The sequence below is a fragment of the Alteromonas sp. 07-89-2 genome, from assembly GCF_013113925.1.
Classification (GTDB): Bacteria; Pseudomonadota; Gammaproteobacteria; order Enterobacterales; family Alteromonadaceae; genus Alteromonas; species Alteromonas macleodii.
Map to the genome: position 1 here is coordinate 1 of NZ_VTYM01000004.1, position 20,974 is coordinate 20,974.

The window sequence follows — 20,974 nt, forward strand, 5'->3', positions numbered from 1 at the left end:
GTAAATAACTTTCAGTTTTGTCGTGATCTGTCTGTTTATTTTGCTATTTCTGTAATTAAATTACAAAAATGCTTTATTTTTTGAAAGTATTGTTCATAATGTATTCATCACTCAGGTGATATCTAATTTAGTTACAAAATAGGAATTCAAAAATGAAACTGTCTACTTTCGCAATCGCTCTAACACTATCTGTTGCTGCCACTCAATCTTTCGCAAAAGATGTGGTACTAAAGCCAATTAACGACAACATCGAAACACAAGCATGTTTAACTGCTGCTGAAGATGGTTTTGGTCCTGCATTGCGTCTTATCCGTTCAAAAGGTTTTAACGCAGAAGAGTTCAGTGCATCTGTACGTTGCAACGGCGAATCACTTCGCACTTTTGCTTACATGTACAAAAACAACAAGGCGACTGAAAACGCGAAAACTGTAGCACTTGTTGCTAAAAACCAAGATGTTGCGTCACAGGCTTGTCTAGAAGCGCTTTCAGTAGGTAAAGAAGCGGCACTAGCGAAGTTTGGTTTGGAAGGTGAGAACATTATTTGTAACCACAAAACAATGTCTGATTTTGTTCGCGAATACAGTGTAGAGAACGTAGTTGTTCGCACTGCTGCTGAATAAGACTGCGTTTTAGGATAGCAACCTACTGCTAATATTTAGTACAGTTTCATGGCCTTTCGCTTGAAAGGGCGAAAGGCCTGACACTTTACGTTTCGCTTGATTTAATTCTACGTAAGTCTTCTCGCATCGGCCAACCTTTAGCCGCACCGTTCAGTTTTTTTAATTTCGTATAGGCCTTAAAATAGGAGTAACGCTCCACCTATAGTTATTGGTTTTCATCTGAATGAATCAAATGAAACTCAGTTTGCCTGCCATCTAAATAGGTTACTGACTGACCGTCAAAAAATGCATCTTCTTCCAGCATAATTCTAATTTCTTTGTTCCACTCTTTAATAAAGCTTGCTGCATTGAGTTCTATCGAATAAGCCGTCTGTGCAAACACTGGATAGTCACCTTGAACTGGTACTCCTTCCTGTGCATCCCACATTCCTATCGTTGGACCTGCCGCGTGCCCATGAAAACCAAGCGGGTGGGTGTAAATAGCGGGCGTAATGCCTTGTTCGATAGCCTGCTGTCGCGACATACTCAAAATAGTGTTACCTGTTCTGCCTACTTTAAAATTACCGACCAGAATGTCCTGCAACTGGTTTCCAGATTTAAGTGCTTCCTTAAGTGAAGCTGGCGCGTCTTTTTCACCAGGCTTTAACACGTAAGCATGCTGCTGTTGATCAGTATTAAGTCGAAGGTAAGTAATGCCGAAATCGACATGAATGAGATCGCCCGGCCGAATGATGTTTTCACCAGGACGCTTGCTAAACGCGGTAATTTGGTCGAAGACTTCACTGTCTTTACGTTGAATTGAGACAGTAGGATGAAACCAGTTGGTCAGCCCTAAAGCGCGCGTTTGATCACGCAGCCACCACACCACATCGTCTGTAGTTGTCACGTTAGGGGTTATAACTTCATTTGAAAATGCCGTTGCTATCAGTGAATGACCAATTTGAGTAAGTACCGGATAATATTGCATTTCAAGGTCACTGCGCGTTTCCAGCCAACCGATTGAGAGTCTTTCGCCACTTACAACGCGGCTTTTCAGCGCTTCAGGAAGTACGGCCATAAATTTGTTGTGCTCGGTAGAGGTCATGCCATCAGCGAGTGCAAATGAATCAGACGTATTAATGGCAATTTTAGCGGGATTCCGGGCTTCGATAATGTGTTTCAATGCCTCCCACTGGTCGGGTTGTGCTTCCTTATCCCACGCTTTTTTAAATAGTGATCCTACCGCATATCTTGCAACGGCCAAACGTTCTAGCGGTTGACCATTGCCGGGGTTATAAATGACTAGCATGGTATGACGTCGTGCGGAAATCCAAGTAGAAGGTAACATGGTTTTTAAAACGGGATCTTCGTTGTATTCCCGGGACATTAACACCCACATGTCGATGCCTTCACGCTCCATAATTTGGGGCAGCACGGAATTGAAGCGTTCAACGGTGATCTTGTCAATCAGCTCGCTTCGCTGTTTCATACTAAGAATGTTATTCGCCCATGCGTTTGCCGATAGGGATAACATTGCTAAACCTAAACTTATCGCTAGTAACTTTCTCATCAATGTTTCCTGTCTATTATTATTAAAATGACCACAGTGCGCGTTCATTTTTAGTAAACAAACCTAGCAAAGAAAAATACAAAGTAAAACGCGCACGAGTGAGGTAACGTTAATCTAACACTAAATTTGAAAGTTCAGCTAGGCGTATCACCTGATAGCCCTAGTTATATGAAACGACTTCAATCTCTATGTTTTGCTGAGCCATGAAATAAAAGCGTCTACCTGGTTCATAATCGCCATGGTTAAAAGTATTGAAATTAAGTGCCAAAACCTGCTGCTCTGTTTCGTCTAAATTAGGCACAACAATACCGATGTGGTTGATATTGGCGAGGGTTTTATAATCGCTTTCTATATCATTGATAGTTTTAGGTCTGTAAAGGGCTAGGTAGTCTTTATCGTTTCCTACGTGCACCGTGTAGCCGTCATTTTTGGCGCCGCCGCTCCACCGTACTTTCCAACCAAATAGCGTACAAAGTAAGCTGGCTAGCTCATCTGGGTTTTCAACGGTGATATTCGCGTGCTCTAAGTATGCAGTTGTCATGTGTTTTTCCTTGTGTAGATAATCAACGAAAAACAGCTTAATATCTAAAGCTAACTTTAGATCAAGCGTTTTTTACCCGCTATTTCGAAATTGGAAAAGGGGGCGTTATGGCACCAGAACCTATGGTAAGCATTGGCTTTATTGCTAAACGTACTGGCAATGCTGTTTCATTAATTCGCTATTATGCCAACGAAGGGCTAATTCCTTCTGTGCGCACAAATGGCGGAAATAGAGCATTTCCTCGCTCTGTCATTCGCAGAGTTTCCTTTATTTTGATTGCGCAAAATATGGGGTATTCCCTTTCTGAGATAAAGAATCTGTTGTCTACACTTCCAGACAACAGAACGCCAACACAAGCTGATTGGGCAAAATTAAGCACGGTATTTAATCAGCATATCGAAGCAAAAATTGCAGCGCTGACCAGTTTGAAGACGTCGTTAGAAGGCTGTATTGGCTGTGGGTGTTTGTCATTAGACCGCTGTAGGCTTTACAATACCGACGATAAAGTGGCAGCCCAAGGTAGCGGTGCCCAGTTGCTCGATGAAAACGTGCAATCCCAGTTCTTAGTTTCACACAAAAAGTAGCGCTTCATGCACCCAAAAAATCTTCACAAGAACGGCTATCCTATGGATACGCTGTGCCAGACATACCCAGCGCTCAAGTCTTTTCTCGTTCGTGCTAAAAGCGGCAATACCAGTATAGATTTCACCAGCCCAAAAGCGGTGAAGGTGCTTAATTCGGCCTTACTTCATCACTACTACCGCCTTGAATATTGGGATATTCCTGATGGCTACTTATGCCCCCCTGTACCTGGAAGAGCAGATTATATCCACGGTATTGCTGATTTACTAAAATCAACGAGCAGCAGTGCGCAGGGTGAGCAGAGGCAACAGGGGAAAGATCAAAACGTTCGTGGGCTTGATATAGGCGTGGGCGCAAATGCTATCTATCCTATTATCGGCGTTACATCCTATGACTGGTCGTTCGTAGGGAGTGACGTTGACGACGTCGCAGTAAAAAGTGCTAAAGCTATTGCTAGTAAAAATAGTGTGTTAGCCCATAAATTCCAAGTGCGTAAACAAGCGAATAGAGCAAGTATTTTCAACGGGGTGATTGAAGCAAACGAACGATTTACGTTTACTATGTGCAATCCTCCGTTTCATAAGTCTGCGCAAGAGGCACTGTCAGGCACGCGAAGGAAGACATCTAATTTAACCCGTAATAAACAGAAACGAAGTGGTACAAAGTTCACCGATAATCATGAGCAAGGTTTTGGGCATCGTACATCCAAGCTACAAGGTAAAAATGCCGCTTACCAAGGTAAGGACGCAAACTTAAATTTTGCGGGCCAAGCGAATGAACTGTGGTGCGAAGGGGGTGAACTTGCCTTTATTCAGCGCATGGTTAAAGAGAGTGTCTCTGTAAAAGACAATGTAGAATGGTTCACCTGCTTGGTGTCGAAGAGTGCCCATTTGAAACCAATTAAAACCAGTATTGATTATTACGGCGCTGCGCAGTGTAAAGTGATTGATATGGGGCAGGGAAGTAAATTGAGTCGTTTTGTTGCGTGGACTTTTTCTCGCTAGTTTCATACGAATGTTGATTTGACAGAGTGTGTGATGTGAACAACTATTGTGGTATTGGCATGTTTCGAAGTAACACGGCTCCATCGTTATGAAATTCCAGCTCCAGGCGTCTTTATCTGTTTTTTCTGAGGCTCAATGAAAAACCTTTTCTTTTCACTATTCAATATCGCTTTTTTATATCCTTTTATCATACTTTCGGGCTTTTCAAACACTGATGCTGCAGCTGAAAGTTATCGGGTTGAACAGTGGAGCGTGGCTGGTGTACCAACCTATGATGTCGGTCAATATGTATCTGCAAAGGGGCTGCCTCAAATATCCATAAAAGCAATAGTTAAGGATAAGAATGGCTTTGTGTGGCTTGGCACTGAGAATGGACTTACTCGATTCGATGGACGTAAGTTTGAGTTCTTCAATACCATTAACACTCCCGAGCTAGGTTCAAATTGGATCCATGGCTTGTTTCTTGACGATACGGGTCGACTTTGGGTAGTGACAGGCGTTGGGCTAGTGAGCTTCGATGATGGTAAATTTGAGGCACATAACGTTTATTTTGACGATAAACCAATAAAGCAAGTTATTGCAGGTGCCAAGAGCAAGGTGTGGGTAGTTACTGATTCACTGTGGTCACTTCAAGGTGCCCAAGCAAAGGCTCATGACTACGCAAATGATTCGATTATACACTCATATTACGACGCGCATCAGTTGTGGTTGCTAACAACGCAAGGTGAGTTGCTGCAGACGCGTATTGCATCATCTGTTCAAGAAGTTTGCCGCTATCCTATTGGCAATTTTGCCAATGCAGAACGTTTGTTAGTTCAAGGAGATACAGCCTATATACACAAAGATAAAAAAATTTATCGCTTTAAATTATCTTTTGAAACCTGTCGTTTCAACGTGATGTCAGCAAGTGGCGAAGGTAGAATTAAAAGCCTGTTTAGCACTCATGGTGGTGGTGTTGTTGCAGTTTCAGACAATGGCAAGCTTTTAGATATCAAGCCACGGGCAAAGCCAACTCTCCATCGCTTATCACCCTCCATAGATAATCGCTTTTTACTCGACAATAGCGTGCTGCTCAACGACGAAGAAACGTGGTTTCTAGGAACCAAAACTCATGGATTGATTATTTATTGGAGCACGAACGTAAGGCGCGTAGCACCTACGCAAGATATATCCAGCGCTCGTATTTGGTCATTTTTTTCTCGTGAAAATCGCTTATATGCCGCAACTAATAAAGGCGTGTTTATTAACGATTCAAAAGATAGTTGGCCGCTGATAGTTCCTCCAGGGGCAATCGCAGGTAACGATGCTTACAGCGTCTTTGAAAGTGATGGTGAGCTCTGGATTGGAACTCGAAGAGGACTGTTTAGGGAGCGAAAAGGGACAGCACAGTTTGACGCTATCCCTGAATTCTCCGAACTTCAAGTAAATACTTTATATCAAGGAGAGGATGCGCTTTATGTGGCGACGACAAAAGGCCTTTTCAAATTTAACGGTAATGATTTCAAACATATACCCATATTTGAAAATCAATCAGTTCGCAGTATCTTAAAAGCAAAGGATGGTGTGTTATGGGTAGGCACAGAATCAGGACTGTTTAGCCGAAAAGAAGATAAATGGCGAAAAATTGAGTTATTAAGTGGGTCGAGTGTATTTGTTTCTTCATTGCTTGAATTAATTGATGGAAGGCTATTTGTTGGAACTTATGGACAAGGCTTGATGATGCTTGATGAAACCAAGCAATGGCGCTCGTTCAACATTAAGAACGGGTTAGCTTTTCAAGATCTTTTTAGCGTTACTAGGCGTGATGATAAGCTCTGGTTGAGTGGTGCAAGTGGCATTGCTTATGTTGAAATAGATGACATTAGTAATACACAATTGAAAAGCACGGTTGTTCTGCGAGATGACGGCACTTTTAGCGCGCGAGCTGATTTACGGTGTTGTAATGGCGCGGGTAATTTGAGATCTATTGTATTTAAAGACACCCTATATTTGCCGACATTAAACGGTGTAGTCGCGGTTCAAAAAAGTGAAAGCCATGAGTCGGCGGCGCGAACTACCATTACTGGAGTTTATATCGATGGCAAGAGAGAAAATAGCAATAGTAATCGAATAAACCTGAACAAAAAGAGAAATGCTGAAATTATTTTTTCTCATCCCATTTTTGCGGCAGAGTTTGTTCCAGAGTACCGATATCGTTTAGATGACAGTGATTGGATATATTCCGGTTTACGGGAAGAGGCTTTTTTGGCCAAGTTGTCGGCGGGCGAGACCGTATTTGATGTCCAGTCTAGAACCAATGGCGAGGATTGGCTACCTGGAGATACCATAATACTCTATGTAGAGCCAAATTGGTGGGAGGCTACATGGGCAAAATTAGTAGGGACCTTTTTGATACTTGTCATTGTTTATGTGACCTACCGCCTACGTATTGCCTCTTATAGACGACGAAATGAGATACTTGAAGCGAGAGTCAATGAACGTACTGTAGCTTTCGAACGCGTAAACAGTGAACTTCAAGAGAAAAATAAAGCGCTAGAAGAGGCCGCAATTACCGACCCGTTAACTGGTTTATATAACAGAAGAGCGGTGAAACGTTTCGTACCAAAGATCTTAGATACAGTAAATGTGAAAACTGAACAGAAAAAGGCGTCAGTTGCCATTAATGAGGTGTGCGCTATTTTTCTCATCGACTTAGACAACTTTAAGCAATTAAATGATACGTATGGTCACGACAAGGGGGACAGCGCACTACATCACGTTGGTCAAGCTTTACGTACAGTCAGTCGAAATACTGACCGATTAATTAGGTGGGGTGGAGAAGAATTTCTGTTGGTTGTTCCTTCAATAAACTCAAGTGATATTGATGAGTTTAACAAGCGACTTCATAAGTCTATAGCGCCGCTTCACCATGTACTGGAACTGCCCGAGCCTATTTCAATGTCAATAGGAGCAACCAAGCTTCCTTGGGATGACTGCCAGCTAGATTCCAGGGTTTGGGAACATGCCATTTTGATTGCGGACTGGGCATTGTATCAAGCGAAAAATAATGGTCGAAATACCACTGTTTTTATCAATGCATCTAAAGAGATGGCAGCGTGGACAGACTGGAGTGTAGATGGCCTTTCCAACGCTGCAAATAAAGGTCTATTGCTTTCTACATCGCTAGAAAATAAAAGCGAAGCTTAGGGCGAACCTATTGGTTTAGAAGCTGAAGGTTTTTGATACACCAAATACAATGCGCTCATCGGCGGTATCAAAATCAAGATTGGTGTTTTCAGCAGCAATTTCGAAATCGAACCCTTCATAGCTTGTTTGGTAAGCCAAACGGTAGTGGTAGAAAGAGGTGTCATCACCATTCCACAGCCACTTGTCACTGTCTAGTGAGTTAGATACGTCAAAGCTTGCACGTAAATGATGGTTGGGGGCGAGTTCAAAGGTATGAGCTACCATTGCGATAGCGTGTTTTGCGCCTGTTCCAAAGTAATCCCACGTGTACCAGAAGTTTAGTTCTGAGCTACCGTAGTCACTGGCATAACCAAACTTGGTATACACCTCTGGGTAATTGCCATCACTTGAATCATCGCCACCGTGATAAGAGTAATAAGCGATGCCGTAGTCCAAACTCACCGTTTCGGTTAGCATTTGGTAACGACCCACGTAAAAATCCCATTCAAGGTTTGTATCGCCACCAAAATCTACATTAGATGCCCACGTGCCTGCATAAGTGCCGTTATCAAATGCTTTATCAACACCGCCTTGTAGTGCAGGGTCGTTTTGCGTTTGGCTAACGCCGTTGAAGGTATAATCTGAAACCGCAGAGATATTGGCGCTCCAATCAGCGAATGAAGCTGAAGAATATAACGCTGCGACAATAGCCACTGTGAAAATATGCGTGGATGTAAAAAAAGAATTCAATTTTTTCATTGTTAAACACCTGTTTTTATCGTTGTTTTATTTGGCCCGCTTGCTAGTTAATGCGCGTTTACGCCGGTTTCGGGCAACACTTACCCCCATTGGCTCAAAGTGAGCCAATGTTAATGAGGTAGGATGTGATTTGATTAGTTAAGATTTTCTATCTTGGTAAAGTCGATTTTGTTTTCTTTCGGCGATGTTTTGATGGCCGTCACCGATTTAAACTTCTGACTTAGAATGAAAGCAAAGCAGCTAAAGAAGATAGCGATAACTAACGCACCCACCCACTGAATTTGCAAGAAGTCTAGTTTGAACAGCAGCGTGAGTAACGAAAGCGCCACGATATTGAGAGCAATGTAATTGCCTTTACCGATGCGTTCAACGGTCATGTTTAGATTATCTGTGTACAGTCTAATCAGTGAATCAAGTGAGTTGATCACAAAGACGACACCCACACACACCATGGCTAAATTGGTTATCCCTTCAGTAGGAATACCTGCACTGTGATAGTGGTACAGTACTGAAAACCAAGCCGCAATGGGAATAGATGGAATGACCATCATAGCCAACATGACTTGATAAGTTTTAAGACCGCCCACGAAACGAGACGTAAACTGACCAATCATGATGCTCCAGCTGAACCACCAGAATAGATAGAACTCGTGATACTCATTAATGGGTAATACGAAGTTATCGATGTTCGCAAAGTACCCGCCAATAAGACCTAGGTTGGTAAAATAAGCCGTTATCTCACTTTCGCCAAATACAAATGCTGCCGCCCACATGCCAACAATGAGAGCGATAAATACCCAAGTTGTGGTAAGGCTTAAAATACGCACGTATTTAATGCTAGTGCTCGAATATACGGCAAAAGCAATGGCTGCAAACACAATCAGGTAGAACGCAGGCACTACAGATTCTCCGTCGCCTATCGACGGTAAATACCACGGAAGGTTAGACAGTAATAGAAACGCCGTGAAAGCACAGGTTCCGATGATTACAACGTTGTTTACGAACTTAACAACGGGAAGCTCGAAGAACTTTACTTTCGGTTCGATTACGCAGAAATAAAAACAAGTAAGAAAGTAGAATCCCCAAATTAAGAATCCCCAGAACCCAAACTCAATGGCGAGCGGATTGGTGAAGGCATATTCAGGACTTGCGCTTATGTCAGCATAACCAGCAAATTCAGTGAGCGGGAACATAATAAGGCCCACGTCCAAACCTGAGGTAAAGAGAATGGCAATAAAGGTAAAGGTTCTAACTGGCGTTACGCCGACCACTTTCATGTTGCCCCATTTAAACAAAATATAGGCTACAGAAAGTAGAGTGAAAATAATGCCTGCACTAAGCCATACTGTCATTATCACCCTCCCAATATTGATAAAAATGAAACATGTTTTTTCCTTTTTTTCGTTATTAAACAGCCCACCCAACTACACATTAAAGCCTTATATTCAAGGCGGCATGTAGGCACTGTGGAAGGTGCGCTTGTTTTAACAACAAGCACACTGGTGCGAGATAGTTCAAAAATTTAGCGTTGCTCTGTTTGCCAATGCGGGTGAATATCCACGGGCACATTTTGTGGTGGCAAAGCGGGTTGACCCAGAATGATGTCTGCCGCCTTTTCCGCCACCATGATGGTTGGCGCATTTAGGTTTCCGTTTGGAATTGTGGGGAAGATAGAAGAATCAACCACTCGCAATCCTTCAATGCCATGAACATTGGTTTGAGAATCTACCACTGCCATCTCATCTTCACCCATTTTGCAAGAGCATGATGGATGGTAAGCGCTCTCAACGGCTTCACGCACAAAAGCGTCTATTTCTTCATCCGTCTGAATGTGCTCGCCAGGCTGAATTTCGCCGTCTCTGAAGTCGTCGAATGCTGACTGTGCGATGATTTCTCGTGTAAGTCTTACGCATGCTCTAAACCCTTCGATATCATCTGGATGCTGCAAATAGTTAAACAAAATTTTAGGTGGAACCGTCGGGTTAGCCGACTGAAGGGTTACGCTACCTCTACTTTTAGGTTTGTTGTGACCTACGTGTACTTGAAAGCCATCGCCATCAAACGCGGACTTTCCGTCGTATCGAATAGCGGCAGGCAAGAAGTGGTACTGAATGTCAGGCCACTCCACATCTGCTTTCGAGCGAATGAAGGCGCAAGATTCAAAGTGATTCGTAGCGCCTAACCCAGAACGGTTTAACAACCAGCGAGCGCCGATCAACCCTTTTGAAATTAAGCCCAGTTTGCGGTTTAACGTTATTGGTTGTTTGCACTTGTACTGGAAATAAAATTCCAAATGATCTTGCAGGTTTTGACCCACACCCGGCAGGTGGTGTTTAACATCGACACCTGCTTTTTCAAGAATATCTTTGTCGCCAATTCCAGAAAGTTGCAGGATGTGTGGCGAGCCAATAGAGCCGGCACTTAAAATCACTTCGTTAGATGCGGCGGCAGTTTCGGTTTTACCGTTCACCACATATTCAACGCCTTTTGCGACTTTATCTTCCAGCACGACTTTAGTAACCAGCGCGCCAGTCACTATAGTTAAATTCTTACGCGATTTTACCGGGTCAAGATATTCACGGCTTGCCGAACTGCGTACACCGTCTTTCACGGTCATATGCATAGAGCCGAAGCCTTCTTGCTGCTTGCCATTGTAATCGCTAGTGATGTCGTAGCCCGCCTGTTCGCCGGCTTTAATGAAGGCCGTATAAAGCGGGTTCTTCATTTCGTTACCGTTGTTAACGCCGAGTTCACCATTGCCACCTCGGTAAGCGTCGTTACCTTTGTACCAGGTTTCAGCTTTTTGGAAATAGGGTAGGCACGCCTGATAATTCCAGCCCTCTGCGCCGTGAGCTTCCCATTCATCAAAGTCTTTAGCGTGGCCGCGTACGTATACCATTCCGTTAATGGATGACGAGCCGCCCAACACTTTACCGCGTGGGCAGTGCATTTCACGGTTGTTTAAATAGGGCTCTTTTTCAGTGTTGAATTGCCACGCATACTTGTCGGTATTCATAGGAATAGACAGCGCCGTTGGCATCTTGATGAAAATGCTTTTATCTGAGCCACCGGTTTCCAGTAGCAACACCTTGTGCTTTGGGTTTTCTGATAAGCGGTTCGCTAGCACGCAGCCGGCAGAACCAGCTCCAACAATAATGTAATCAAATGTCTGCATATGTACTCCTACTGCGGCTTAAAACGGGCTCTCAATTTGGCTCATACCTACATAAACCGATTTGGTCTGTGTGTAGCTATTAAGCGTTTCAACGCCGTTTTCACGTCCAATGCCAGACTGTTTGTAGCCGCCTACAGGCATTTCAGCCGGAGAGTTACCATATGCATTTATCCAGCAAATACCGGCTTGAAGCTGGTGGATAACGCGGTGCGCGCGCTGGATATCCTTACTAAATACACCGGCAGCTAAACCTAGCTCAGTGTCATTCGCGCGTGCGATCACTTCGTCTTCATCATCGAAAACTAACACGCTCATTACTGGTCCGAAGATCTCTTCTTTAACGATAGTCATATCGTCAGTGCAGTCAGTGAAAATTGTTGGCTCAACAAAATAGCCATTTGGTGCAGATGCCGGAGAGGCAGCGTTCCCGCCGGTTAACAGCGTTGCGCCTTCTTCTTTTCCTTTTGCAATATAGCTAAGTACCAGCTCTTGGTGCTTTTTAGAAATAAGTGCGCCTAGGTTTACGTTGGGGTCAAGCGGATCGCCCATAACAATGTTGTTTTCGGTACGGGCTTTAAGCTCATCAATAAAGGCTTGATAAACAGAACGTTGAACGTAAACACGGGTGCAGTTAGTGCAGATTTCACCTTGGGTATAAAAATTACCAAGCATAGCGGCGCTAATAGCTTGGCTAATGTCGGCATCTTCGAATACTACAAGCGGTGACTTCCCGCCAAGCTCCATTGTTACGTCTTTTAAGTTCGACGCAGCGGCGCTTTGCATCACTTTTTTACCTGTGCCTACTTCACCAGTAAACGATACTTTCTCTATGTCAGGGCTGTTTGTAAGCCACTGACCTACTTGTGCTGCGCCTTGAACCACATTAAATACGCCGTCAGGTACGCCAGCTTCGGTGAAAATTTCAGCCAGTTTAAGCGCACCCATTGGGGTTTCTTCTGACGGCTTAAATATAAACGCATTACCTGCGGCAAGGGCAGGGCCTGATTTCCAGCAAGCGATTTGAATAGGGTAGTTCCATGCGCCAATACCGGCACAGATACCTAGCGCTTCTTTGCGCGTGTAGAAGAAATCGCCACCCACAGGTTGCTGGGTACCTAGTTGAGTAGGAGCTAGGCCGGCATAGTACTCAATGACATCAGCGCCAGTTTCAATATCAACACAGTCGGCTTCTTGAATAGGCTTACCGGTATCGAGTACTTCAAGCTTTGCGAGTTCGTCATTACGCCCACGAAGCAATGCAACCGCTTTATTAAGAATGCGGGTTCTTTCAATTGGCATCATTGCTGACCACACTGAAAAACCTTCTTTAGCGCTTTTAATTGCTTCTTGTTGAATAAACTCATCAGCCACTTCTACGTGGTAAATTACCTCACCGGTTGCGGGGTTGGTTACAGCAAAGGTTTCTTTGCTTTTGTTTGCCATCGGCTTGCCGTGAATGAAATTCTGATAAGTCGGTAATGACATGCATAAACTCCTACTTTTAAAAGGACTAAAACTTTCGCCAATTTGCGGGTACTGCGAATTAACTTCTATTACGAATACCTAATACGTAGAAATAGTTTCAAAATGATGAATAGTGTTGAAACTATTTTCTCTATTGAGTTGTTGACTTGCTCGAATAGAACACTTTCGCTTTGTAAAAGTCACCCTGTAAAAAACATCATTACCTACTGCGCCCAATACGCATTATTGAAGGTTTTAAAACGTAATGTCGAACGTCTTTTTACTGATGCTTTTATTTTAATTGGTCGTTCAATAAAAATAAATTGTATAGTGTTCTAACTATTGTTTCAACTTGTGAGCATTGTTACAGAAGCGGAATGGTAAGGAGTAACCTGCGAAATTTTCTGGTAACTAAATGATTTTAAATAGTAAAAGTGCAAACATTAAATATATAAAGAATTAGCTATCCCCATGCTTAATTCACTTTTGATTGACCAATTAAAGGTGCGGAAATGTTTAACTGAAACTAATTGAGTTGGAGGTAAGGGTTAATCTTGAGGGGCCAAAAGCAATTGCTCTAAGCAATTTGATAGTGTTGAAAAGAGAAGTTAAAAGGGCAGCTGAGGCCCTTTCATCATGTGAGATAAATATTAAGGTAGAGACTAAGCCTAAAACCGACAAGTAAACGTCGATTTCGGTTTAGGTGCTTAAACTGCAATGGTAATAACCTGAGTTGATCGATAGGGTAGCAACATCCCCTTTATTCCAAAACACTACATTCTTGTTGTTGGTGTATTTTGCCCCCGATGCTGAACGTGATAACTGCACAATGTGATGGGTATTGTTTAATGATAAGGCCAATGTGTCAGGCCCCAGCGTATTTACACGTAATGTAGCGAGATTGGCATTAGGCGTTTCACATTTGTACGTTTTATTCGACTCTTGTTCATTTGAGCCAACCACATCTTGTTTTTGCGATGAAGTTTGGTCAGACAATTTCGTATCTACATTACTTTTTGTCGTACTTGCCGATTTGTTTGTCGTCGATTGAGAAATCTGTGCGGCAATCGCTCTAATCGTTTCATTGCCACTACTGTCGTAAAGCACCAACCAAGTATTTTCCACTATCGAATAACTTGCCGATGCGGCCAACATTTCGATGAAGCGTTGCTCTTGTTTCATCAGTGCAGGCGCACATGACTTTTTAGTGAGAATGAGCTTATCAGTGGAAAAGGATTCAGCTGAGCTTTTATCACTAAATACCGTATCGGCTTCATCAACATCTAGCGCTCCGGTAAACTGATTACAACCTGTACTGCCGCTTACTCTGCTAGTGTCTCCGATTGAATTTACGTTAAGCGTAACATGGCTGAAATCGATAATTCCTGCTCGGTCTATACTTTCAACCTGCCAATGACTATCCGCTAACGTAAGTGGTTTGCCTTCGGTATGCTTTTCACTACCTTCACTTTCATTTGAATAGAGAGAGGAGACCGAGCTGCACGCTGTTAAAGAAAGAAGCGCAGAACCTGTCAAAGCCCAAAGGTACTTCCTGTAAGTCATGAAAACTCCAATTGTTTTTAATCAATTTCACTATGATTCGCGATAGCCAACTAAGTTCATCTTTAATCGTTGAGCTCAAATAGAACGAAGAGCACAACTATACCTCCGCTTTGTCGTCAAAACGACAGTTCGTAAGCGAATGAACGGAGTAAACTAACACCTTGATATAACTTATGGGTGACGCAGTATGAAAAATTTAGAACAGCACTTGAGTGAGTACGCCAAGTACCACAGAGATCAAAGAAACATATACACCCATTATGTCGGTATTCCGCTAATTGTTTTCTCGGTTTTCTGTCTACTAAGTAAGCCTGCGTTTCTAGTTAGCGCGCCAATTTTTGGAGATATGATCATAAGCCCAGCGCTCTTTGTTTGGGCAATTGGTAATGCGTTTTACATTAAGTTAGATATAAAACTTGGCATAGTGATGACGCTTTTTACGGGGGCTATGGTCTATTTCGCTCAACCCATCGCACAGAATGAAGTGGGAACATGGCTTGCTATTTCACTTGGTATTTTTATTGGTGGTTGGGTGCTTCAATTTATTGGTCATCACTATGAGGGTAAAAAGCCTGCGTTTGTCGACGACATAATGGGGCTGGCGATAGGACCACTATTTGTGCTTGCGGAATTAAGTTTTGAGCTAGGCCTTCGAAGTGCACTTAAGGAAGAGATAGAACGCCGTTCTGGCCCTGTAAAGTAATCACTTCTAAACAACGCGTTGAAATAACCACTCTCAACGCGTTATTACAAACTAGGGCCTAGGCTTGCATCTTGGCTATTGTCTCTTTACGCAACTGAAGCTTAGATTCAGCAAAAGACTGTCTAGGCAACATCTTCAACTTTTCTGCATAACCCATGGCCGTTGCTAAAACCTGCTCTTGAGGCACCGCGGCGTCGATAAAGCCCGCTTTCACTGCTTCTTTACCTTGGTAAATACGTGAAAAAAGCAATGCTTCAGTTTGAGACGTATTCGCTAGTCTAGCTTTGGCTAGCTCCATACCGAAAGGCGGCAGCACCATACCAATGGCGGTTTCATTAAGCCCATATTTAGTATCTGCGTCTTTACCAATACGCAAGTCGGCAGCTAAAAGCATAATAGCGCCCATTGCAATGCTGTGACCTTCAGCAGCAACGACAACAGGTAGTGGGAAGCTATAAAGACGTACGATTAACTCAGCGCCTTTTGATACCAACTCGTGTTGTTTTGCTTTGTCGTCGGCTTTCATTACCGATAAATCAAACCCGCCGCAAAACTTGCCTTCACCGCCGTGTAATACAACCGCTTTTGCGTTTTGCTCTGCTTCATCTAAGGCATCGTTAAACTGCTGAATAAGCTCAAAGCCAACGGCGTTAACTTTTCCGTCGTCAAAGGTGATTACTGCAATATCGTTATTAATAGCTAAATTAAACGCCATGGTATGTCCTGTCACTTTCTTAGTAGGAATTAATTTACGTTACGCTCTGTTAAGCGCAACTTTCTAGCAGTGATTGTAGGTAATTGATTTCTTTTATGATAGTGCTTTAGGCTTCATCTTCGGGATATGTGCTATGAATATCGGTGATAATTCGCGGAAGTTCTGCAATAAGCTTCTTTTTATATCGGCGTTGTCTGCGACGCGCTTTCGCGTTATTAGCACGCCATTGCGCACGTTTATCTTTCACATTTCGCTCTAGGTCTTGGCCATCCTCTATTAAAATTGCGTCGTTAATGGTTGTTCGTTTTGTCATACTAAAACTCCAGTTTTAGCTGCTTATTGCGCCATTGTTTCGAGCGTTGGTTGAGTGCGTGAAGCGAGACACTCTCAGTGGCTATTTGTTTGGCAAGGTTTAATGCTGCGCTGGCTTGCTCGTCGGTCAGGTTGTTATAGGCCGGCGAGGGAATGACCTCATACCACGCACAGCCGACAATATTGTCTAAAATCACCCGCATAAAGCAGTGGTCATGATGTATTGGCCAGGCGTTTTTCTTTGTAGATGCAATAGAAGGGAGCACACTTTTCGCGTAGTGTAGAAATTCTCGTAGGTTCTTCGTGTGCTCCGTTGATTTTGAAAGATAAGCGTGTGGGAATTGGTTCTGAAGGGAAGGTGTGTGCATGCGTGATTTAGCCCTCGTCCAATTCGTTTACGCACTTTTATTACGACATAGCAAGAGTTTACACGACACCAGTGAAATTCAGAGTTACACTATTTTTAGTTTTTCGATGTTTAGTTTATTGATTCTTAGTTTTACGAGTTTTAGCCTAGCGCTAAATGCTCATTATTAATTACATGGTTGGTTAATGCGCCCTCATTTAAAAATTCTTGTTATAGAAGATGCTGTTGATTTATTGGAACAAATCACCTCGAGTATAGGCAACACCATCACTTACTTTGACCGAAGTGACGTTGAAATAAGCCTGCTTGAAGCGAACTCCGTTGCAAAAGCACTGCAATTTGTTCGTGAAGACGGTGACATTCAGGCTGTGGTATTTAGCTGGGATGTGGTGGCGAAGGTTAAAGAGCTAACAGACGTAGTGCCTTTAAATGGCGTACTTAATGAAAATACGAGCCCCGCAGCCGAAAGCGTCAGTTCACAAAACGCGAACGAGAAAACCACAGCCGAAAGGTCGTCTGCACGCAACGCTGTTATTGATAATAACGCCAGAGTTATCGACGCCATTAAACGCATTCGGCCTGAACTTCCCGTGTATGTCTTAGGTGATGCAGTAAAAGGGCTAGATATAGTAAACCAAGCCAATGGCATTGAATCATTCTTCTATCGTAACGACATTATTTCAGACCCAGAGTCCATTTTGGGTTATATCATCAATGACTTTGACGATAGAAACGAAACGCCGTTTTGGACTGAATATAAAGACTATGTGGTAGAGTCTAACGACTCGTGGCATACGCCAGGTCACAGCGGTGGCGCAAGCTTTAGAAATTCACCCTACATTAGTGATTTTTATCGTTTCTTTGGCCGTAACGTGTTTGTTAGTGACTTATCGGTAAGCGTAGACTCGCTGGGCTCCTTATCAGATGGCACCCACGCGATCGGAAAAGCGCAAGCCGCTGTTGCCAATACATTTGAAGTTCGCCATTCCTATTTCGTCACGAATGGTTCTTCGACATCAAACAAAATTATTTTGCAGACGCTGTTGCGTGAGGGCGACAAAGTTATTGCCGACAGAAACTGCCACAAGTCAGTGCACTACGGCATTATTCAGGCGCGAGCCATGCCTGTGTATTTAGACAGTGTATTTAACCCTGAATATGGTATTTTTTCACCGCCTAGAATGGCGCAAATTAAGCAGCTTATTGAAGAAAATACTGACGCTAAACTTATCGTACTGACGGGTTGTACCTATGACGGGTTACTTACCGATCTTAAGCAGGTGGTAAATTTAGCCCATGAGCATGGCATTAAAGTGTTCATTGACGAAGCATGGTTTGCGTATTCCTTGTTTCACCCTGCATTGCGTGACTACTCGGCTATCGCCGCTGGGGCAGACTATATTACTCACTCTGCGCACAAAGTGGTGTCGGCGTTCTCGCAAGCATCCTTTATTCATGTAAACGATCCAGATTTCGATAAAGACTTCTTTAAAGAAGTGTTTGCAATTCACACCAGTACCTCGCCCAAGTATCAACTCATTGCCTCGCTTGATGTATGTCGTCAGCAGCTGGAAATGGAAGGCTACAAAATCCTTAATGAGCTTCTAAGCAATGTTGCCGAACTCAAATCGCAAATGGCCAAGTTCAAGCGACTTAAAATACTCTCGCCTAGTGACTTTGCAAATATGTTTTCTCACTTTGAAAGCGATAACATTGGGCACGACCCGCTTAAAATCTTAATTGACGTATCTGCGCTAGATTACTCTAATCAAGAAATACATCGTTTCTTGATGGACGAAGTCGGTTTAGAAATAGAGAAGTTCACTCATAGCACTATTCTAGTACTGCTTACGCTAGGTGGAATGCGCTCTAAAATTGTAAGGCTGTACAACGCGTTAAAACGTCTTGATGATGGCGCCGTTAACCTAAGCAAGCGCAAGAGCAAAAGCCCGTTACCGGCAGACATTCCACCAATTCATTTAGACGACCTTCCGTCAAAAGCGTTTTTCAGCCCCAGGGAAGCCATACCATGGCAAAACAGCGTTGGACGCACAGCAGCAGGTTTAATTACACCGTATCCGCCTGGTATTCCGCTTATTGTTCCTGGACAGAAAGTGGAACAAGCGCATATTGATTACCTTCAGGCACTGGCAAGCCAGAAGCTTACCGTCCAAGGTATTTACGACGGTGAAATTTATGTTGTCGCTGAAGAATAAACTGAACTAATAAATAAAAACCTAAAAGTTAAAAGGAATTAAAAATGATGAAAAGTTCTTTGCTTGTATGCGGCTTAATGTCAGGTCTTGCTGCTTCACCCTTGAGCGCTAACGATTATGTAACAAGCGAACAGTTACCTGAGTGGTTTAATACATCATTGAAGAAAGAGGCGAGGGACTTGCCTCGCACCCGAGTCTCGCTACCGGTATTTCCTATCAACGCAACCGCCATTGGTACGTGGTCTGAAGCTAAACCAATTGATGACTATTGGTATTTTACCGTTGATATTGGTTCAGAGTCTCCCGTCGAATGCTGGGCTTTTCAAGACTATGACGGCTTAGCAAACTCTCTTGTGAATATGATGAAATATGCAGTATCCAATATTTCAAAAGCACAGGAGAAAGTGCTCGATAGCCAGTTTAATTTTAGTTTAGATATGTCAACGATGGGTGATACACCGGTTTTCGCCTATAACTTGCTGTACAACCTTGGTGAGCCTGAACAGCGCGTGTCGGGCCTGCTCAAAGGGATGTCTGCTGAAACAGCAAATGGCCTTCAAGTGTGTTTACACAATGAAGTCGGCTACCGAGAAACATTTAAAGACGTGTTTGCCTCTTTTGTGAATGCCGTAGACAAATCCTCAAACCCGCAGCCTTTCTTTCACGCTATTAATGGTATGAAAATGCACGGCGAATTAGTGGGAGTAGTGTCGGAAAAGTTTATAAAAGATGCCGACGGCGATGTGGAGATTGTTGAGACAACGTCGTTAATATTACCCGTCGACGAAAACACGGTAGCCTCCACTGATGTTCGCGTTCGCTCTTGGAGCCGGGCTGATGGTACGCTAATTAACGCTTATCAGTATGCAGTAGAAAATAGTGAATTAAGTTCTGCGATGGGCGTTTCTATGCCAGACGATAAATGGGTGTTAGAAGGTGAAATTCAAGGGAAGGCAATTTCTTCTGAACTCGCTTTCACTGGAGAGTTTATTTCAAACTTTGGTGCCTATCTTGAAACGCAAAAACTTGCGGCATCAGATAAAACGTCGGCTACCTATTATATGTGGAATGCTGACACAGACCCCACCCAGGCGACAGCTACAGAGTTGCAAAAAAATGGCACTGAAAATGGCTTATTAAAACTGACTGCGGACGTCATAGGTTTTAAAGTCAACTATACAGTGGATGAGGCGTTTATCATGCAAAACGCTGAAATGAAAATGGGGCCTATGGATTTCCACATTTCACCCATGTATGTGTCTGGTAAACCAACAGAGTTGTAACTCGGCTTTCGATAACTTATGAAACATACAATAGTCAGAAAAAAAGTCGCTATTATCACATTATTGCTTAGCCTTTTCGCTTACAACACTGTTTATGCGCAAAGCTCGCCTAAGTTCGCAGTAATTCCCCTAACGTTAAGCGACAATGTGTCATTGCCCCTTGGTAAGGAGATATTGCTCGATGTGAGCGTCTACGATCCCGACATGGTTAGCTCGGTTTTAGGCCAGTGGAGTGGAATAGAAATAGTGGGTCACCGCAATGGTGTATTAAGGCTTTCGATAAGTGAGAATGTGATGGCGGTGGTAGATGCCCAATCCCCACACCCTCAATATCTTGCTAATACATTCGTAATCGACTACGAAGAAGCATCGGTGAAAGAGGTAGTCTCAGCGTTTTTAGCTGAACATGGCAAGGGTGTAATCACAAAGAAAGTAGGCAGTAGTACTAGCCATGAAGAATCGAAGGTGGAAAGCAATCCTGCTGAGGTAGGCGCGAAGATTGAAGCATTCATTGCAAACTATATTACTGAGCCTTCTTATATTCACAGCTTCTCTTTTGCATCGACTGTTGCGAAATCTAGAAGCGGAGATTGCACAGAGTACGCGGTACTTTCTGCCGCATTAGCACGAGCACTTGCTATCCCTGCCAGAGTAGTTATTGGTACGATAATAGTTGAAGATGACAGTAGTGTAGAAGCGATTGGTCATGCATGGAATGAATTTTGGCTTGATGGGTATTGGCGGCGAATAGACGCAGCAATGTACGGTGCTGAACCTCTCAAAAAGTATTATTTACCCTCACATATCTTAAATAACGAGGGGCCTGGTTATGCTCTGGGTCTATCGAAAGCGGTATTAAATGCCCCAGAGAGTATTACCGTTGTTTCTGAGAAAGATAGATAACACCTTCTGTTATCGGAATTTAACAACGCCTTTTTTACTCACCTATTAAGACT

The 20,974-nt window shown here is 43.2% G+C and carries 18 protein-coding genes; 8 read left to right on the forward strand and 10 right to left on the reverse strand.

The genetic code is table 11. The features are described from left to right. Nucleotides 1-152: 152 nt before the first annotated feature. On the forward strand, nucleotides 153-620 hold the full coding sequence (locus F0261_RS03910; protein ID WP_014979921.1) for a hypothetical protein: 468 nt from the start codon (nucleotides 153-155) through the stop codon (nucleotides 618-620). A gap of 205 nt (nucleotides 621-825) precedes the next feature. Here F0261_RS03910 and F0261_RS03915 read toward each other — a convergent pair whose 3' ends face one another. Both F0261_RS03915 and F0261_RS03920 read right to left on the reverse strand, forming a co-directional pair. Beyond that, the gene (locus F0261_RS03915; protein ID WP_171337272.1) at nucleotides 826-2,169 is read right to left on the reverse strand and encodes a M24 family metallopeptidase; all 1,344 of its coding nucleotides are present in this window, start codon (nucleotides 2,167-2,169) and stop codon (nucleotides 826-828) included. Between the two features lie 160 nt (nucleotides 2,170-2,329). Further along, complete coding sequence (locus tag F0261_RS03920; protein WP_014979919.1) at nucleotides 2,330-2,710, reverse strand: VOC family protein; 381 nt, start codon at nucleotides 2,708-2,710, stop codon at nucleotides 2,330-2,332. A 107-nt stretch (nucleotides 2,711-2,817) separates the two neighbouring features. Here F0261_RS03920 and soxR point away from each other — a divergent pair, with 107 nt between their 5' ends. The 3 genes from soxR to F0261_RS03935 all read left to right on the forward strand — a co-directional run bounded on the left by soxR (nucleotide 2,818) and on the right by F0261_RS03935 (nucleotide 7,482). Next, the gene (soxR, locus tag F0261_RS03925) at nucleotides 2,818-3,294 is read left to right on the forward strand and encodes a redox-sensitive transcriptional activator SoxR (RefSeq protein ID WP_014979918.1); all 477 of its coding nucleotides are present in this window, start codon (nucleotides 2,818-2,820) and stop codon (nucleotides 3,292-3,294) included. A gap of 6 nt (nucleotides 3,295-3,300) precedes the next feature. Beyond that, nucleotides 3,301-4,296 carry a 23S rRNA (adenine(1618)-N(6))-methyltransferase RlmF gene (gene rlmF / locus F0261_RS03930; RefSeq protein WP_014979917.1) on the forward strand — a complete coding sequence of 332 codons (996 nt, stop codon included), beginning with the start codon at nucleotides 3,301-3,303 and terminating at the stop codon, nucleotides 4,294-4,296. 135 nt (nucleotides 4,297-4,431) lie between these two features. After that, nucleotides 4,432-7,482, forward strand: coding sequence for a diguanylate cyclase (locus tag F0261_RS03935; RefSeq protein WP_014979916.1), 3,051 nt, complete (start codon nucleotides 4,432-4,434; stop codon nucleotides 7,480-7,482). Nucleotides 7,483-7,497: 15 nt separating this feature from the next. Here the strand turns inward: F0261_RS03935 and F0261_RS03940 are convergent, their stop codons facing one another. The 5 genes from F0261_RS03940 to F0261_RS03960 form a co-directional block, all read right to left on the reverse strand. After that, nucleotides 7,498-8,220: a TorF family putative porin gene (locus tag F0261_RS03940; protein WP_014979915.1), complete on the reverse strand. Its 723-nt coding sequence runs from the start codon at nucleotides 8,218-8,220 to the stop codon at nucleotides 7,498-7,500. Between the two features lie 134 nt (nucleotides 8,221-8,354). Next, entirely contained in the window at nucleotides 8,355-9,572 is a 1,218-nt protein-coding gene (locus F0261_RS03945; protein WP_014950283.1) for a choline transporter, read from the reverse strand. Nucleotides 9,573-9,742: 170 nt separating this feature from the next. After that, a complete protein-coding gene (gene betA, locus F0261_RS03950) occupies nucleotides 9,743-11,395 on the reverse strand; it encodes a choline dehydrogenase (protein ID WP_014979914.1) in 1,653 nt (550 codons plus the stop codon). 18 nt (nucleotides 11,396-11,413) lie between these two features. Continuing rightward, nucleotides 11,414-12,880 (reverse strand): betaine-aldehyde dehydrogenase, encoded by a 1,467-nt coding sequence (gene betB / locus F0261_RS03955; protein ID WP_171337273.1) that lies wholly within the window; start codon nucleotides 12,878-12,880, stop codon nucleotides 11,414-11,416. A gap of 678 nt (nucleotides 12,881-13,558) precedes the next feature. Further along, nucleotides 13,559-14,422, reverse strand: a complete 864-nt coding sequence (locus F0261_RS03960) for an META domain-containing protein (protein ID WP_171337274.1) — start codon at nucleotides 14,420-14,422, stop codon at nucleotides 13,559-13,561. Nucleotides 14,423-14,609: 187 nt separating this feature from the next. Here F0261_RS03960 and F0261_RS03965 point away from each other — a divergent pair, with 187 nt between their 5' ends. After that, entirely contained in the window at nucleotides 14,610-15,125 is a 516-nt protein-coding gene (locus F0261_RS03965) for a DUF962 domain-containing protein (protein ID WP_171337275.1), read from the forward strand. Between the two features lie 58 nt (nucleotides 15,126-15,183). Here F0261_RS03965 and F0261_RS03970 read toward each other — a convergent pair whose 3' ends face one another. The 3 genes from F0261_RS03970 to F0261_RS19860 form a co-directional block, all read right to left on the reverse strand. After that, nucleotides 15,184-15,840, reverse strand: a complete 657-nt coding sequence (locus F0261_RS03970; protein ID WP_014979910.1) for a crotonase/enoyl-CoA hydratase family protein — start codon at nucleotides 15,838-15,840, stop codon at nucleotides 15,184-15,186. Nucleotides 15,841-15,946: 106 nt separating this feature from the next. After that, entirely contained in the window at nucleotides 15,947-16,153 is a 207-nt protein-coding gene (locus F0261_RS03975) for a hypothetical protein (RefSeq protein WP_171337276.1), read from the reverse strand. A gap of 1 nt (nucleotide 16,154) precedes the next feature. Next, a complete protein-coding gene (locus F0261_RS19860; RefSeq protein WP_232306409.1) occupies nucleotides 16,155-16,355 on the reverse strand; it encodes a hypothetical protein in 201 nt (66 codons plus the stop codon). A 349-nt stretch (nucleotides 16,356-16,704) separates the two neighbouring features. Between F0261_RS19860 and F0261_RS03985 the strand changes: the two genes are divergently transcribed. The 3 genes from F0261_RS03985 to F0261_RS03995 are packed head-to-tail and all read left to right on the forward strand — an operon-like array spanning nucleotide 16,705 to nucleotide 20,921. Next, complete coding sequence (locus tag F0261_RS03985) at nucleotides 16,705-18,735, forward strand: aminotransferase class I/II-fold pyridoxal phosphate-dependent enzyme (RefSeq protein ID WP_014979908.1); 2,031 nt, start codon at nucleotides 16,705-16,707, stop codon at nucleotides 18,733-18,735. 44 nt (nucleotides 18,736-18,779) lie between these two features. After that, a complete protein-coding gene (locus F0261_RS03990) occupies nucleotides 18,780-20,018 on the forward strand; it encodes a hypothetical protein (protein ID WP_171337278.1) in 1,239 nt (412 codons plus the stop codon). Between the two features lie 18 nt (nucleotides 20,019-20,036). Further along, nucleotides 20,037-20,921 carry a transglutaminase domain-containing protein gene (locus F0261_RS03995; protein WP_216600710.1) on the forward strand — a complete coding sequence of 295 codons (885 nt, stop codon included), beginning with the start codon at nucleotides 20,037-20,039 and terminating at the stop codon, nucleotides 20,919-20,921. Nucleotides 20,922-20,974: the final 53 nt, after the last annotated feature.